The organism is Thauera humireducens (assembly GCF_001051995.2).
In the GTDB taxonomy this organism is placed as follows: domain Bacteria; phylum Pseudomonadota; class Gammaproteobacteria; order Burkholderiales; family Rhodocyclaceae; genus Thauera; species Thauera humireducens.
In genome coordinates this window covers 2,940,751-2,955,599 of record NZ_CP014646.1, presented here as the reverse complement: position 1 = coordinate 2,955,599, position 14,849 = coordinate 2,940,751, and the positions used below count along the sequence as shown (strand labels likewise).

At 65.0% G+C, this 14,849-nt stretch carries 13 protein-coding genes and 1 tRNA gene; 7 read left to right on the top strand and 7 right to left on the bottom strand.

Annotated features, from left to right (window positions below):
- Positions 1–200: 200 nt before the first annotated feature.
- A complete protein-coding gene (locus AC731_RS13895; protein WP_004261220.1) occupies positions 201–974 on the top strand; it encodes an acetoin reductase in 774 nt (257 codons plus the stop codon).
- A gap of 86 nt (positions 975–1,060) precedes the next feature.
- Entirely contained in the window at positions 1,061–3,082 is a 2,022-nt protein-coding gene (locus AC731_RS13890; RefSeq protein ID WP_004261222.1) for a sigma-54-dependent Fis family transcriptional regulator, read from the top strand.
- Between the two features lie 71 nt (positions 3,083–3,153).
- Here the strand turns inward: AC731_RS13890 and AC731_RS13885 are convergent, their stop codons facing one another.
- The 4 genes from AC731_RS13885 to AC731_RS13875 form a co-directional block, all read right to left on the bottom strand.
- Entirely contained in the window at positions 3,154–4,338 is a 1,185-nt protein-coding gene (locus tag AC731_RS13885) for an IS4 family transposase (RefSeq protein WP_156480719.1), read from the bottom strand.
- Positions 4,339–4,417: 79 nt separating this feature from the next.
- Positions 4,418–5,485, bottom strand: a complete 1,068-nt coding sequence (locus AC731_RS19930; RefSeq protein WP_156480718.1) for a hypothetical protein — start codon at positions 5,483–5,485, stop codon at positions 4,418–4,420.
- Positions 5,486–5,910: 425 nt separating this feature from the next.
- A complete protein-coding gene (locus AC731_RS13880; protein ID WP_048705947.1) occupies positions 5,911–6,945 on the bottom strand; it encodes an IS630 family transposase in 1,035 nt (344 codons plus the stop codon).
- Positions 6,946–7,001: 56 nt separating this feature from the next.
- Complete coding sequence (locus tag AC731_RS13875; protein WP_048706942.1) at positions 7,002–7,964, bottom strand: restriction endonuclease; 963 nt, start codon at positions 7,962–7,964, stop codon at positions 7,002–7,004.
- 202 nt (positions 7,965–8,166) lie between these two features.
- Between AC731_RS13875 and AC731_RS13870 the strand changes: the two genes are divergently transcribed.
- Entirely contained in the window at positions 8,167–9,039 is an 873-nt protein-coding gene (locus AC731_RS13870) for a CheR family methyltransferase (RefSeq protein WP_004261257.1), read from the top strand.
- 26 nt (positions 9,040–9,065) lie between these two features.
- Entirely contained in the window at positions 9,066–9,662 is a 597-nt protein-coding gene (locus AC731_RS13865) for a chemotaxis protein CheB (protein ID WP_004261259.1), read from the top strand.
- Between the two features lie 32 nt (positions 9,663–9,694).
- Here AC731_RS13865 and AC731_RS13860 read toward each other — a convergent pair whose 3' ends face one another.
- Together AC731_RS13860 and AC731_RS13855 are read right to left on the bottom strand one after the other, a co-directional pair.
- Complete coding sequence (locus tag AC731_RS13860) at positions 9,695–10,327, bottom strand: pentapeptide repeat-containing protein (protein WP_048706940.1); 633 nt, start codon at positions 10,325–10,327, stop codon at positions 9,695–9,697.
- A gap of 2 nt (positions 10,328–10,329) precedes the next feature.
- On the bottom strand, positions 10,330–10,827 hold the full coding sequence (locus AC731_RS13855) for a TlpA family protein disulfide reductase (RefSeq protein WP_004261265.1): 498 nt from the start codon (positions 10,825–10,827) through the stop codon (positions 10,330–10,332).
- Positions 10,828–11,026: 199 nt separating this feature from the next.
- Between AC731_RS13855 and AC731_RS13850 the strand changes: the two genes are divergently transcribed.
- Together AC731_RS13850 and AC731_RS13845 are read left to right on the top strand one after the other, a co-directional pair.
- On the top strand, positions 11,027–11,704 hold the full coding sequence (locus AC731_RS13850; protein ID WP_048706938.1) for a DUF4197 domain-containing protein: 678 nt from the start codon (positions 11,027–11,029) through the stop codon (positions 11,702–11,704).
- Between the two features lie 115 nt (positions 11,705–11,819).
- Positions 11,820–13,814, top strand: coding sequence for a UvrD-helicase domain-containing protein (locus AC731_RS13845; protein ID WP_048706936.1), 1,995 nt, complete (start codon positions 11,820–11,822; stop codon positions 13,812–13,814).
- 96 nt (positions 13,815–13,910) lie between these two features.
- Here AC731_RS13845 and AC731_RS13840 read toward each other — a convergent pair whose 3' ends face one another.
- The gene (locus AC731_RS13840) at positions 13,911–14,354 is read right to left on the bottom strand and encodes a c-type cytochrome (protein ID WP_004261276.1); all 444 of its coding nucleotides are present in this window, start codon (positions 14,352–14,354) and stop codon (positions 13,911–13,913) included.
- Positions 14,355–14,502: 148 nt separating this feature from the next.
- Between AC731_RS13840 and AC731_RS13835 the strand changes: the two genes are divergently transcribed.
- A tRNA-Arg gene (locus AC731_RS13835) sits at positions 14,503–14,579 on the top strand.
- Positions 14,580–14,849 lie beyond the last annotated feature (270 nt).

The following is a 14,849-nucleotide window of genomic DNA, read 5'->3' as shown; positions in this document are numbered from 1 at the left end:
GATTCCAGAATCCCTGGCACTTTCCGCCGCGCAACACGCTTCGCCATCCAGGCAAGCCAGGCCCCGGGCGCGGACATGCTGAATACCCATTGCCAGCCAATCGAAAGCAGACGGGCCTGAATGAGCTGCTGTGCCGGCTGGCTGGTTTTTCCCTTTCGGCGTTGCCGGTTTTTTCGATCGTTCGATCATCAGGAGGCATCATGAGCAAGAAAGTCGCAGTCATCACCGGTTCCGCCGATGGCCTGGGCAAGGGGATTGCCGAACGCCTGGCTGCGGATGGTTTTCGTATCGTGTTGTCGGACATCAATGCCGGGCAACTCGCCGCGACCGAGCAGGAGTTCAAGCGCAACGGCCACGAAGTCACTTCCTTCGTCGGCAACGTCGCCAGGCGTGACGACCAGTTCGCGCTGGTGGCTCATGCCGTGGCCACTTTCGGCCAGGTCGACGTCTTCATCAACAATGCGGGCATCGAAGACGTGATGCCGCTGGATGCCGTGCGCGAGCCGGACCTGGAAAAAGTCTTTTCGGTGAACGTCTACAGCGTGGTCTATGGCACGCAGGCCGCGGCCGAACAAATGAAGAAGCAGGGCACGGGCGGCAAGATCATCAATGCCTGCAGCATTGCCGGGCATGAATCGTACGAATTCCTGAGTGTGTATTGCGCAACCAAGCATGCCGTGCGTTCGCTGACGCAGAGTGCCGCCAAGGAATTGGCGCGGCACAAGATCACCGTCAATGCCTATTGCCCCGGCGTCGCCGCCACGAAGATGTGGGACCGCATCGACGAGGAAATGGGCAAATACCTCGGCACGAAACCGGGCGAAGCCTTCGAGCGGTTTTCGTCGGGCATTCTGCTGGGCCGCCCGCAAACGGCCAAGGACGTGGCCGATTTCGTTCACTACCTGGCCTCGCCCGATTCGGACTACATGACCGGGCAATCCATCATGATCGATGGCGGTATCGTGCTGCGCTGACTGCCGCTAAACTGCAGTGGATGGACGAGGGTCTTGCTTGCGGAGGCCCATCGTCCGAGTGCAAATACTCAGCGCCAGGGCCTGCGATGCCGCCCCAGTCCTACGTCTCGCACATCAAGGAGATCGAAGCCTTCGGGCTGGGGCAGCCCATGCATGGGGGCAGCAGGGACGAGGCCGTGCTCGGCAGCTGGCGCCGCTGCCTGGACCACCACCGGCTCGATCCGGCCCGGACCTGCGAAGCCGTCATCGTTCCCGAAGGGCAACTGCGCCAGCACCAGGAAGAATCCGAGCCGCTGATCCGCATCGCCCGCAGCGGGCTGGAGCGGCTCTACCAGCAGTTGAAGGGCCTGGACTACGTGCTGCTGCTGGCCGACCGCCATGGCGTGGCGGTGGATTTTCTCGGCCGGGATGCCGACACCGGCGACCTGCGCCGCGCCGGCCTGTACCTGGGCGCCGAATGGCGCGAGGACCGTGCCGGCACTTCTGCCGTGGGCGCCTGCCTGGCCACCGGCGACGCCCTGATCGTGCATCAGAGCGACCATTTCGATTTCACCCACACGCGGCTGTCCTGCACTGCGGCGCCGATCTACGACCTGCGCGGCGAACTGGCGGCGGTGCTCGATCTTTCCCAGCTCAGGTCCCCCGAGGAACGCGCCAGCCAGGGGCTGGCGCTGAATCTGGTGGTCGCGGCGGCCCGGCGCGTGGAACTGGCGAACCTGATGGCGCAGTCGCGCAGGGACTGGGTGTTGCGCTTTTCCCAGTCGCCGGACTTCCTCGACGTGGACCCGGACGCCGCCATCGCCCTCGATGCGCATGGCCGCATCAACGCCATGACCCACGCGGGCGCACGCCTGCTGGCTGCGGCGGCACGGCTGGACTGGCGGCAGCGCCATGCGCTGATCGGCCAGCCGCTGGAACGCTTCTTCCAGTTCGACGCGCGCCACCTGCCCAATCTGCGCGCCGACCGTCCGGCGCAGCAACGCATCGTCCGCGCCTGCGACGGCAGGGTCCTGTTCGCCCATGCGATCGAGCCGATGCGTGTGCTGAGCCCGGCCTCGCGCCCGGTGACGCCTGCGCCGCTGTCTTCCGCCTTGCAGGCGCTCAGCGCCGGCGATCCGGCAATGGACGCGCTGCTGCACAAGGCCGCAAGGCTGGCGCCGCAGAACCTGCCGATTCTGGTGCAGGGCGAAACCGGCGCCGGCAAGGAATTCCTCGCCCGTGCAATTCATGGCGCCAGCGGCCGCAGCGGCGCGTTCGTCGCCATCAACTGCGCCGCCATTCCCGAGTCGCTGCTGGAGAGCGAGCTGTTCGGCTACCTGCCCGGCTCATGGACGGGCGGCGCCAGCAAGGGCCGCCAGGGCCTGATCGAAGCCGCCCATCGCGGCACCCTGTTCCTCGACGAGATCGGCGACATGCCGCTGGCGCTGCAGGCCAAGCTGCTGCGCGTGCTGTCGGAGTCTCAAGTCCTGCCGCTGGGTGCGCGCGAGCCGCGCACGGTCGATATCCGTGTGGTGTCGGCTTCGCATCGGCCATTGGCCGAACTGGTGCAGTCCGGCCAGTTCCGCCAGGATCTGCTCTACCGCCTCAACGCCGCGGAACTGCACCTGCCACCGCTGCGCCAGCGCCGCGATCTCGGCGGCATGATGGATCGGATGCTCGTCGACCTGGGCAGCCAGCACAGCCTCGGCGAGGCGGCGCGTGCGATGCTGCTCGCCCACCCGTGGCCCGGCAACCTGCGCGAGCTGAACAACGTGCTGCGCTACGCCGTCGCGCTGTGCGGCGACGGGCCGCAGGCCGGCGCGGCGGCCTGGGAATGCGTCATCGAGCCGGCCCATCTGCCCGACAGCCTGCAGGCGGCCGATGTGCTGGATGCCGGGCCATCCCTGCTGCCGATGGACAGCGCCGCAGGGCTGGACGCGGCGGGTGGCGCTGGCGGACGTTGCCAGCCCGGAACTGTCGTGGAGCTGGAACAGTTGCTGGCGCAATGCCACGGCAACGTCTCGGAAGTGGCGCGGCGGCTGGGCGTGAGCCGTTCCACGGTACACCGGCGCATCCAGCGCCTGCAGCTGGGCGTGCGCTGCGCCCGCTGGAGCAAGAGGCCGTCCTGATCGCCGCGCTGATCGAGCGCCTGCCGCGCCTGCTGCCTCAACGAGGTCGAGGCCATCGCGGCCCAATGCTCTCAACTTAACGCTCCCTTATAGGACATATGCAAATGTGGCTTGCTTCGGGGCGGTCGTGGGTAGCTTCTGCCTGGCTGGATGCGGCATCGACTGCGGCCCATGGCGGCCAGGGTATCGGGCAATGCCGCCCATGCCTGAGCGATGCCGAGCAGGCACCCGGCGAGGATGGGCTTGAGTGCGCCGAATGCGTAGGTGCGATTCGGGCGGGAGCCGGTCTGGATGGCGTCGTCAGTGCCGCTGCCGCTGAGCAGTGCGCACAGGTTGTCGGCCAGGATCTTGGCGGCGAAGTCCTGCTGCAGGGCGAGGTAGTTCAACCCCGTCGTGGCCTCGAGGCGCAGACGATGCTTGATGCGCTTGAAGGCCTCCTCGACGCGCCAGCGCTGGTGATAGAGCGCGCTGAACTGCGCGGCCGGATACGACTGGGCATCGAGCAGGTTGGTCATCAGGACGCGGATCTGGCCGTTCGGAGCGATGTTGCGGATCAGGCGCACGGTGGTGGCGGTGCGGGCCAGATCGAACGTGCTGGCATCGCGTGCGGTGGGCGGCGACAGTGTGACCACGCGCTCGGCCTCGTTCGAGCGTCGGAAGTCGGCGACGCAACGCCAGCCGCTGGCATCGACGCGCAGACAGAAGGCCATGCCGTGTTGCGCCAGCGTCGCTGCCATGGTGTTGCCGACGTAACCTCGGTCGAGCACGAGCAGATCCTGCGCCGGATCGAGTGCGTCGAGCGGCTCGAACAGCATCTGCCGCTCCGAGCCGTCGGCCGGATGCAGACTGGCGTGCAGCGTGAGTTCGGTGCCCGGCAGAAACAAGGCAAACGCGTAGTGGTCCGCCGTCAGTGCGGCCGTCTTGCGTGTCGACACACGCAGGCGCGACGCATCAGCCGCCACCACGCGGCGGCCATTCCAGCGTGCCGCCTCTATGTGCGGGCGCGCCAGGTGCAGCAGGTGCGCACTGGCCAATTCGAACAGCCGGCCCGAAAACCCCTGGCGGGCCTTGCTGAAGGCCTGTGCGCTGACCTCGCGGATCCGCCCGGGCACCGCATGCAGGCGACCGAAAAAGGCGTCGAGTTCGGCTTGAACGCTCGCGCACATGCCCGAGATCATCATGGCCGCCAGGCGCGGCAGGGTGAGCTTGCGATCGCGGGTGAAGGCCCCAGGCCGAAGACGTACCTGCTCGGCCAGCGCGGGGTCGAGCAGAAAGTCAGCGAACTCGGACAGCAGCGACTCGTGGTCGAGTATTCGAGTTCATATTGTCTATTTATCAATGACTTAACGAACGCCATTTTACCCGTTTCCCATAGGGTTCACAAGGGCTATAAGCTAAAGTTGAGAGCATTGCGGCCGGCGGGTCCGACACATTTCCGTGAGCGATGGCGTCTCTCGCTTGTTTAAGCTGTTTGAACAGGGCGACGTCATCGGTAGTTAGGTGAGTCCACGAACACGCTGAGCACCAGACAAACCGGTCGTGCAGGCTCTTTAGGCCGGAGAGTTGCGTGCCTAGAAGTGATCGCGTAGGGGGCGTGGCCGCCGATTCGTGCAGTAGAGCTGCTAGCTCTTGTCCGTGATCAAGACGTCCGAAGGTGGCATGAGTTTCGATCTCTAGTGCCAGAAAGAAGTAGAGAAACCTCTTCATCTGGTCCTCCTCGCTTTGGCCTAGAGCGAGAAATTTCGCAACCCGATCGTTCAAGGACTGCGCAAGCGATGTAGTCGTTTCCAACTTGGCCTGAAGGGCCTCTTGGCCTATTGCATAGGAAGTGGAGAGTTCGCCTCTAAACTCCAAACGTACATCATGAAGCGTGGTTCCGTCCTGTAGCTCGCCAACAGTCGTTCGTGCGACTTTTTTCAGCCGGACATAGCGATCTTGCTCGTTAAAGGCGCACGCGAGAGCTGCAGCGATCCGAGGCAACGCTCGATGCTCCAAACGCCGAATCTCTTCACGTGAGGACGCGAAGGCATCATATGTCGTAATTGATCCATCAGCTCCGCGCCGAATGTGCGTTACCTCCGCTTCGTAAGCCTCGGTTGGACCAATCTGAACGAGCGCAAATGGTCCCTGAGCCTGGTGTTCTTTCATCCACTCAATCTCGGCATCGACGAAGTCATCATCTGCGATTGCGCGGCATGCTGAATTCACGCTTGCACTGACGCCAATCCGATAGTTGACACCAGCTGCGATGCCTGTAACGGACCGAGAAAGCTCGTCAGTGATCGTAATTCCCCGGACTTCGAACACGGTAAACCCGGAGAACGTGGCGATCAGTCGCTCAGGTACTAGAGTGTCTTCAAACCCCATCGCGCTGATGAGCTCTGGGCTTACGTATGAGGCCATGGGTCAAGTGCAAATCGTAACGCTTGTCACCGCTTCAGCCAGCTGACAAACATGTATGTCGATGAGATGGAACGTGACAGCAACGGGCAACTCCTAGCGGACACAGATCCTTCCGCCTCGGGCTGCGCCACCGCTTGTGCGAAGCCCCGGGATTTCCTGCCCCGTGCGACAGGAGCCGACCCACTGCCGCCATTGGACTTTGAAGAAAGCTGCCGCTCCAGCGGGTGGTTAGGCCTCATGCCGCTGCCTCGAAGTTATGTATCGAGCGGCACTTCTTCCCAGGCCTCAGCCACTCCGATAACCCAGTCTGCAGCCTGACGCCGGAAGCTCACTCTGGGCAAGGCCACTCGGGCATCGGGACGGTCGATCATTTTGTTCTCAACCGCGCGCCAGTGAAGCATGTACTAACTTTTCAATAAGTAGAGTCATTCCAGGATATAGCGGCACTCTGGCTGCCTGAAAAATGACTTCACGAGTTCAGGGAGCTTCTGGATGCTGCGCAATGCACCGAGTGCGAGTCGCTTCATCTCCTCGGCACTCTCGACCAACTGGCGCGAAACCTTGCGCTTCACATGAGCCCAGACCGTTTCATCGGGGTTCAGATGCGGCGAGTACGGCGGCAGGTAGAAGAGTTTGAGCTTGCCGTCCAAGCCCTCGACGTAGCTCTTGACCATCTTTGCCTTGTGGATCGGATGACCATCGACGATCAGAAACACCGGCTTCTCGGCATTGACCATCAAGCGCTTGAGGAACTCGACGAACACCTTCGCGCCAACCGAGCCTTCATGCAACATGAATCGAAACTCGCCCTGCGTGCTAACCGCCGAGATCATGTTCAGCGAGAAGCGCCGGCCCGTCGCCTGCACCACCGGCGTCTGGCCCTGCGGCGCCCAGGTCGTGCCGGTGTGGTAATCCGAGCGGATACCCGACTCGTCGCCAAAGTAGATCGTTGCGCCGACCCGCTTGGCTTCGGCGCGGATCGTGGGGTAGGTCTCCGTCTCCCACGTGCGCACCAGCACCGGGTCTTGCTGCCACGCCTGGTAGAGCGGCTTCTGGGCGCTGAAGCCCAGGATCTTCATGAGACGGTGGACCGAGGAGACCGACAACTCCTTCTTGAACTGGCGCTTGATCAGGTGACGGATCAGCGACAGCGTCCACAAGCCGAACTCGAACTTGAACTGCTGCGGGTTATGGTCACGAACGGCATTGGCGATCCACGACAACTCCTCGGCGCTGAGTTTGCTGGGGCGCCCCGGAATCGGCTTGGCCAGCAATGCGTTCTGCCCGCCATTGGCAAAGTCGGCGAGCCACCGGAAAACGCTGCGCTCATTCACGCCATACGCCGCCGCGACGCTTTGCACTGTCTGCCCCTCACGCACTGCTTTGACAGCCTGCTGCCGCATCACCTGCAAGGTGTGATGATCGAGGGCACGGCCGTCGGAAGGTCGTTTGCATTTCATGGGGCATATTATCGCTCACATGACACTACTTACGGGAACGTTAGTATTAAGGGGGCTCAGGTCGCGGCGGCGCGCATTGGCAGCATGCCGCGGCATTTTGGGTAGCTGGCACAGCCCCAGAAGCGGCCACGCTTGCTGGCGCGCGCGGTCATCTTGATGCCGCAGGACGGGCAGGTAGGCGTGGTCCAGTCGCCGGCGGTGGCGAAGTCGAGCAGTTGCTGGCGGGGTTCGGCGGGCAGGCGTTCGAGCATGGCGAGGAAGAGCTTGCCGTCGAGCAGGGTGATGCGGTTTTCGGCGGCGAAGGCGCGGGCGTCGTCGGTGAAGCCGTTGGGGGCCATGAAGAAGGCCTTTTCAACCTTCTCGTGCGCCATGACGCCGCGTAGTTCGCGCACGGCCTTCACGCCAACGGCCTGGTTCCATGCCTTGCATTGCACGACGGCGGTGCAGCGTTGTGGATCGCTGTCGTCCTGGAAGAGCCGGATGTCGACGCCGCCATCCGCACCGAGGCGGGTCGTTTCCGCGCGGATGCCCTTGATGCGGTAGAACTCGCAGCAGAGGTCTTCGAAGCGCTTCCATTCGATGCGGTCGATGAGTTCGCGCGACCACGCTGTCGAGCGTTCGGCGACTGCTGCGGTCGCGGGCGGTTCGGGGGTGCGGTGAAGGAAGGCCTTGTCGAGACTGGACAAGGGCTGACTGACTGCGGTGGTGGCAGGCGCGCTGCGAGCGATGGGGGCCGCTCTGTATGGCGTGCGCGCTGTGTGGGAGACCGGGGCGGGTCGTGTCTTCAGGTAGCGCATCAGCGAGATGAAGCCGAACACCGCGGCCATGATCCAGGCGATCGGGCTGAGCAGGATGACCAGCGAGGTCAGAATCCGGCTGCCGCCGAAAAGGGCGGGGATGACGACGCCGCCCGCCAGCGCGCAGAAGACGGACATGCCGGCGGAGACTTTCCAGTCCGAGGTCAAGGCGATCTCGATGAGACCCGGTTCGCGCCGGGATCTGCGGCTTCTACGTGTCATGCCGTGATTATGCTTGGGGCAATGCTTCAGGTCATGGGCATGTTGCTGGCGGGTGCGACATAGTTCTCGGGCATGGCGTCGAGCCGGGTGCGGCCGGTGTGCGGTTTCGCACGCTGCCCGATCTGGCTCGGGGCCAGTCGGGGCGGGGGAATCGGGCCGGTGTTAATATCGGCCGACAGTTCATCGCGCAGGGCGAGAGGGAATGGAGAAACGTCTGGGCGATTTCCAGTTGCAGACCAGCCAGATCCGGCAGACGCGGGAGTTTCCGTTTTCGGACCGGGAGTTCCAGCAGGCGCGCCGGCTGATCTACCAGTTGGCGGGCATTTCGATGTCGGATCTGAAGCAGGATCTGGTGTATGGCAGGCTGGTGCGGCGTCTGCGCGCGACGGGGCACACGAGCTTTCAGGCCTACCTGGATTTCGTCGAGCGCGATCGCGGGGCGGAGCGCGAGGCCTTCATCAATGCGCTGACGACCAACCTGACGTCCTTCTTCCGCGAGCCGCATCACTTCCCGATCCTCGCCGACCATGCGCGCAAGCGGCCGGCGCACGAGCCGTTCCGGGTGTGGTGCGCGGCGTCCTCGACCGGCGAGGAGCCGTATTCCATCGCGATCACGCTGGCCGAGGCCCTGCCGACGACGCGGCGGGTGGAGATTCTGGCGTCGGACATCGACACGCAGGTGCTGGCGACGGCGCAGCAGGGTGAATATCCCCTGGTGCGCCTGAACGCGATGAGCGCCGAGCGTCGGAGCCGCTTCTTCATCACCGGCGCCGGCGTGCCGGCCGGCATGGCGCGGGTCAAGCCCGAACTGATCGAGCGCATCCGCTTCAGCAAGATCAACCTGCTCGACCCCACGTGGTCGGTGCGCGGGCCGCTGGACGTGATCTTCTGCCGCAACGTGATGATCTATTTCGACAAGCCGACGCAGCGCAAGCTGCTGGAGCGCTTCAAGCCGATGCTGCGCCCGGACGGCCTGCTGATCTGCGGCCATTCCGAGAGTTTCCAGCACCACGCCGACCTGTTCCGCAACCTGGGGCACACGGTCTATACGCCTGCCGGCCCGGTGCGCACTTGAACGGCGCTTTGAACAGGCCCGCGCCCTTGCGCATCGAAGGCGCCGACCGGCTGATCGCCATTGGCGCATCGACCGGCGGCACCGAGGCGATCCGCGAGGTATTGAGCGGCCTGCCGGCGGATGCGCCCGGCATCGTGATGACGCAGCACATGCCCGAGCGCTTCACCAAGGCTTTTGCCGAGCGCCTGGACCGCCTGTGCGCGGTGCGTGTGAAGGAGGCCGAGCACGGCGAGCGCGTGCGCGCCGGCCACGCCTATCTGGCGCCGGGGCATTCGCACCTGGCGGTGAGCCGCAGTGGCACGCACTACGTGCTGGAACTGTCGAACGGCCCGCCGGTGAATCGCCACCGGCCGTCGGTGGATGCGCTGTTCCATTCGGTGGCGCGCGCGGCGGGCGGCAACGCGGTGGGCGCGCTGCTGACCGGCATGGGCAAGGACGGCGCGCTGGGCCTGCTGGAGATGCGCCGCGCCGGGGCCTTCACCATCGCGCAGAACGAGGTCTCGTGCGTCGTCTATGGCATGCCGCGCGAGGCGGTGGAGATTGGCGCGGCGTGCGAGACGCTGCACGTGCAGGCGATCGCGGCGCGCATCGTCGAGGCGCTGCGCAATCCGCTGCGGCGCTGAAGGCGCCCCGCGGCCTTTTCAAGCCGCCCCGTTCAGGGGCAGCCGGTGCAGCCTTCGGTCTGGGCGTTGAGGAAGATGGCCTGGTCGAGGTTGGCGCCGGTGAGATCCGCATCGACCAGCGAGGCGCGGGTGAGGATGGCGCCCTGCAGGTTGGCCCCCACCAGCGAAGCGCCCTTGAGCTTGGCTGCGCGCAGGTTGGCGCGTTGCAGGTCGGCGTTGTTCAGGATGGCGCCGTCGAGCCGCGCGTTGGTGAGATCGGCGTTGGCCAGTCGGGCGCCGGTGAGGTCGGCCTGGTGCAGGTCGGCGTTCTGCAGCACGGCGTTGCGCAGGTCGGCATCGACCAGCTTTGCCTGGCCCAGGCGGGCGGCGCGCAGGTTGATGCGCGTCATCGAGGCGCCGGTGAAGTTGGTGCCGGTGAGTTCGGTGCTGGAGAAGTTGGCCTCGTTGAGCGTGGCGCCGCTGAGGTTTGCACCCGACAGGTCGGAACGGGTGAATTGCGAGTTGGCCAGATTGACGCCGGTGAGATCGGCGCCGTTGAGGTTGGCGTTGGTGCACAGCGTGCCGCGCCGGATGTCGCAGCCGCCCACGCTGCCCGCGCGCTGGGCGTGGGCGAGCAGGGGCAGGCACAACAGCAGCGCGACGATCAGGCCGGAACGGGATCGCATCGTCACGCAGACTCCGCCAGCAGTTGGTCGATGAGGGCGTGCAGCTTGGTGAAGTCGGGTTCGCCGAGGATCTTCTGCACGATCTCGCCACGCTTGTTGACGATGTAGGTGGTGGGCGTGAGGCGCACGCCTTCGAAGCTGCGCGCGATGCTGCCGTCGCGGTCGAGCACGAAGGTGAAGGGCAGGCCGCTGCGCTCGACATAGGCGGCGACCTGGGCCGGCGGGTCGTAGTCCATGGCCACGGCGACGGTCTCGAAGCCGCGCGCCTTGAACTTGTCGTGCGTGGCCTGCAGGCCGGGCATCTCCTTGATGCAGGTGGTGCAGGTGGTGGCCCAGAAGTTCACCAGCACGACCTTGCCGCGCAGGTCGGCGGTGCGGAAGCTCTGGCCCTGCAGGGTGTTGAAGGCCACGTCCGGGGCGGCCGGTTTCTGGGTGAATACGAAGGCGCCGGCAATGGCGAGCACGACGACCGCGACGGCGGCCAGGATCTTCATCTTCATGTTGGATTCCGGTTGGGCGGGATGCGCCGCGATTGTCCGCGAGCAGGCGCGGGATGTCACCCGTTGTGTTGGCCGGCGGATCGCGCATTTGCGGGGTTTGAGGCGGGGTGGCGGTGAAAGGTTCGATCTCGCAGCGCGTGCAATAGGCGTATCGTTGTGCACCTTGGGAACCGGAGTGCTCAAACTTGAGGAGAGCCTGATGCGTGCCATCTTTCGTGCTATTGCGATCCTGCTGGTGAGTGCGCCGGCGTGGGCGCTGGACCTGGGCAGCCTGAGCAACGCCGATGCGGCGGGCGGGTTGAAGGAGGCGCTGACCCAGGGGGCGGGCCGGGCGGTTGAAATGCTGGGCCGCGACGGCGGTTTCCTGAAGAACCCGAAGGTGAAGATTCCGCTGCCCGGCGTGCTGCAGCAGGCCGAGCCGCTGCTGCGCATGGCCGGCCGCGGCAAGGACGTCGACCAGCTGGTGACGACGATGAACCGTGCGGCCGAGGACGCGGTGCCCGAGGCCAAGGCGCTGCTGCTGGCGGCGGTGAAGTCGATGACGGTGCAGGACGCCAAGGCCATCCTCACCGGGGGCGACGATTCGGTGACGCAGTACTTTCGCAGCAAGACGCAGGACGCGCTGACGCAGCGTTTCATTCCGGTGGTGAAGAAGCACACCGAGCGCCTGGCGGTGTCGAACCAGTACAACCAGCTGGCCGGCCAGGCCGCCGGCGTGGGCCTGGTCAAGGGCGAGGACGCGAAGATCGAAGGCTATGTGACGCGCAAGGCGCTGGACGGGCTGTACCTGATGATTGCCGAGGAAGAGCGCGCGATCCGCAAGAATCCGATGGGCGCGGCGGGCAGCCTGGCGAAGAAGGTGTTCGGCGCGCTGTAAGGCCTTGCCGTGATGCAGATGTAAGGGGACGCATCGTGCCGGCGTGATCGGCTAAACTTGCGCGCCAAGCCGCCCTGTCGGGCGGCTTCTGTTTTCTGGTAACGCCCCCGCCACGATGTCCGCCCTCCTCAACGCGCCCCAGCGCGAAGCCATCCGTTATTTAGACGGCCCCTGTCTGGTGCTGGCCGGCGCCGGCAGTGGCAAGACGCGGGTGATCACGCACAAGATCGCGCACCTGATCAACGAGTGCGGGCTGAACCCGGGCAACATCGCGGCCATCACCTTCACCAACAAGGCGGCCAAGGAAATGCAGGAGCGCGTCGCCCACATCATGGGCGGCCGCGCGCCGAGCGGGCTGACGGTGTGCACCTTCCATGCGCTGGGCGTGCGCATCATCCGCCAGGAGGCGGTCCATTGCGGGCTGAAGCCGCAGTTCTCGATCCTGGATGCGTCCGACACGGTGCAGATCGTGTCCGACGTGGCGGGCGACAGCGACAAGGGCATCGCCAAGCAGATGCAGTGGCAGATCTCGTCGTGGAAGAACGCGATGATCACGCCCGAGGAAGCCGCGCAGTTGGCCGACAATGAGATCGCCTCGGTCGCCGCCAAGCTCTACAAGGAATACGAACGCACGCTGCGCGCTTACCAGGCGGTGGATTTCGACGACCTGATCTCGCTGCCGGTGCGCCTGTTCGACGAACATCCCGAGGTGCGCGAGCGCTGGCAGAACAAGCTGCGCTATCTGTTGGTGGACGAATACCAGGACACCAACCGCGCCCAGTACCGCCTGCTGCGCCTGATCTCGGGCGTGCGTGGCGCCTTCACTGCGGTGGGCGACGACGACCAGGCGATCTACGCCTGGCGTGGCGCCGACGTCGAGAACCTGCGCCTGCTGCAGCAGGACTACCCGAAGCTGAGGGTGATCAAGCTCGAGCAGAACTACCGCTCGTCGCGCCGCATCCTGGAAGCCGCCAACACCGTCATCGCCAACAACGAGAAGCTGTTCGACAAGCGGCTGTGGTCCGAGCACGGCACGGGCGAGCAGATCGTCGTGACCAACTGCCGCGACGCCGATCACGAGGCCGAGTGGGTGGCCACCAAGATCGCCGCGCACAAGTTCGAGCACCGCACGCGCTTCAAGGACTACGCCATCCTGTATCGGGGGAATCACCAGGCGCGCATCATCGAGCAGCAGCTGCGCAACAACCGTATCCCCTACGTGATGTCGGGCGGGCAGAGCTTCTTCGACAAGGCCGAGATCCGCGACCTGATCGCCTACCTGCGCCTGCTGGTGAATGAAGACGACGACCTCGCCTTCATCCGCGCCATCACCACGCCGCGCCGCGGCGTCGGGCCGACCACGCTCGAGGCGCTGGGCGGCTACGCCGGCCGTCGTCACATCAGCCTGTTCGCGGCGGTGTTCGAGGAAGGGCTGACCCAGCACCTGAACGCCAAGCAACTGCACGGCGTGCAGGAGTTCGCCGGCTTCATCAATCGCCTGCAGTACCGCGCCCCGCGCGAACCGGCGGCGCAACTGCTGGAGGATCTGCTGGCCGCCATCCAGTATGAAGCCTGGCTGTTCGAACACTGCAGCACGCGCGAGGCGGAATCCAAGTGGAGCAACGTGCGCGACTTCGTCGGCTGGCTGGGGCGCAAGGGCGAGGAGGACGGCAAGAACCTAGTCGAGCTCACCCAGACCATCGCGCTGATCTCGATGCTGGATAAGGAAGACCCGGATTTCGACGGCGTGCAGATGGCGACGCTGCACGCCTCGAAAGGGCTGGAGTTTCCGCACGTGTTCCTGGTCGGCGTGGAGGAAGGCTTGCTGCCGCACCAGAGCAGCATCGACGAGGACAAGGTGGAGGAAGAGCGCCGGCTGATGTACGTCGGCATCACACGGGCGCAGCGCAGCCTCAACATCACCTGGTGCGAGCGCCGCAAGTCGGGTCGCGAGTTCCGCCCCTGCGAACCGAGCCGCTTTATCGCCGAGATGGGGGACGACATCAAGATGAACGACCGCAAGACGGCCACGCCGGTGTCGAAGGAAGAGGGCAAGGCGCGCCTGGCGAATCTCATGGCGATGTTCGAATCGCGCGAGAAGGGCGGCTGACGCCTTACCGAGGCGCCATTGCCGCGGGGCGGACAAAGAAAAAGGCAGCCGAGGCTGCCTTTTTGCTGCGAGCGTCCCCGCAAGCGGGGTGGTCGATTACTGCTCGACCGGGGGCTCGGTGAAGTTGGCGCCGGCGGTGTTGGCCAGGTAGGCCACCGCGCGCTTCACTTCGGTGTCGGTCAGGTCGCTGCCACCACCGCGCGGGGGCATCGCATTCTTGCCGGCGATGGCCGACTTGGTCAGACCGTCGTGACCCAGTGCCAGGCGAGGCGCCCAGGCGCCCGAATCACCGGTCTTCGGTGCGCCGACGGCGCCGGAGTCGTGGCAGGCGGCGCAGATGGCCTTGTAGATCTGCTCGCCGGTGCGGGTGCCCGGGGTGATCTTGACGGCCTGGATCTCGACGCGTGCAACTGGCTGGATGAGGGTGGCGGTCAGCTCGGGATCGACCGAGCTCTGCTTGCCACAGCCGGCCAGCGCTGCGGCTGCGACCATGGCGACAACAGGCGTTGCGAAGCGGGTGAGAGCGCGATGGTTCGACATGCTCGAGTCCTTTGACTTGTGTTATGGCGCAAGGCGAAAGCCGCGATTATAGCGGGCGAAAAACCATTGTGGCAGCGCGGCATGGACTTTGTATGCGGCGCACTATATGCTTACGCGCCTTACGTGAGTGCCCTTGGCGCCACGGCACGCGCCCGTAGCTCAGCTGGATAGAGTACTGCCCTCCGAAGGCAGGGGTCGGACGTTCGAATCGTCTCGGGCGCGCCAAAGAATACAGTGGGCCAGGTCTTTGCGGACCTGGCCCATTTTTTCTTGTGCGCCCAGCATGGGCGCACTCCTGCGGGTGCAAGTCCCGCCGTAAGTTGATCACAGCGAACGAAGTGAAGCGCAACTGCGTGAGGGCGACCGAGCGTGGGAAGGAAGCGTGGAGCATAAGCTGCGAGCCGATGGACAAGAATCGGATAGAAGGCGCTGCCGAGCAGGGCGAGCGGGCAAGAAGCCGCGAAGCTCTCGTGATCAAGGCGAAGCGGCGTAAAT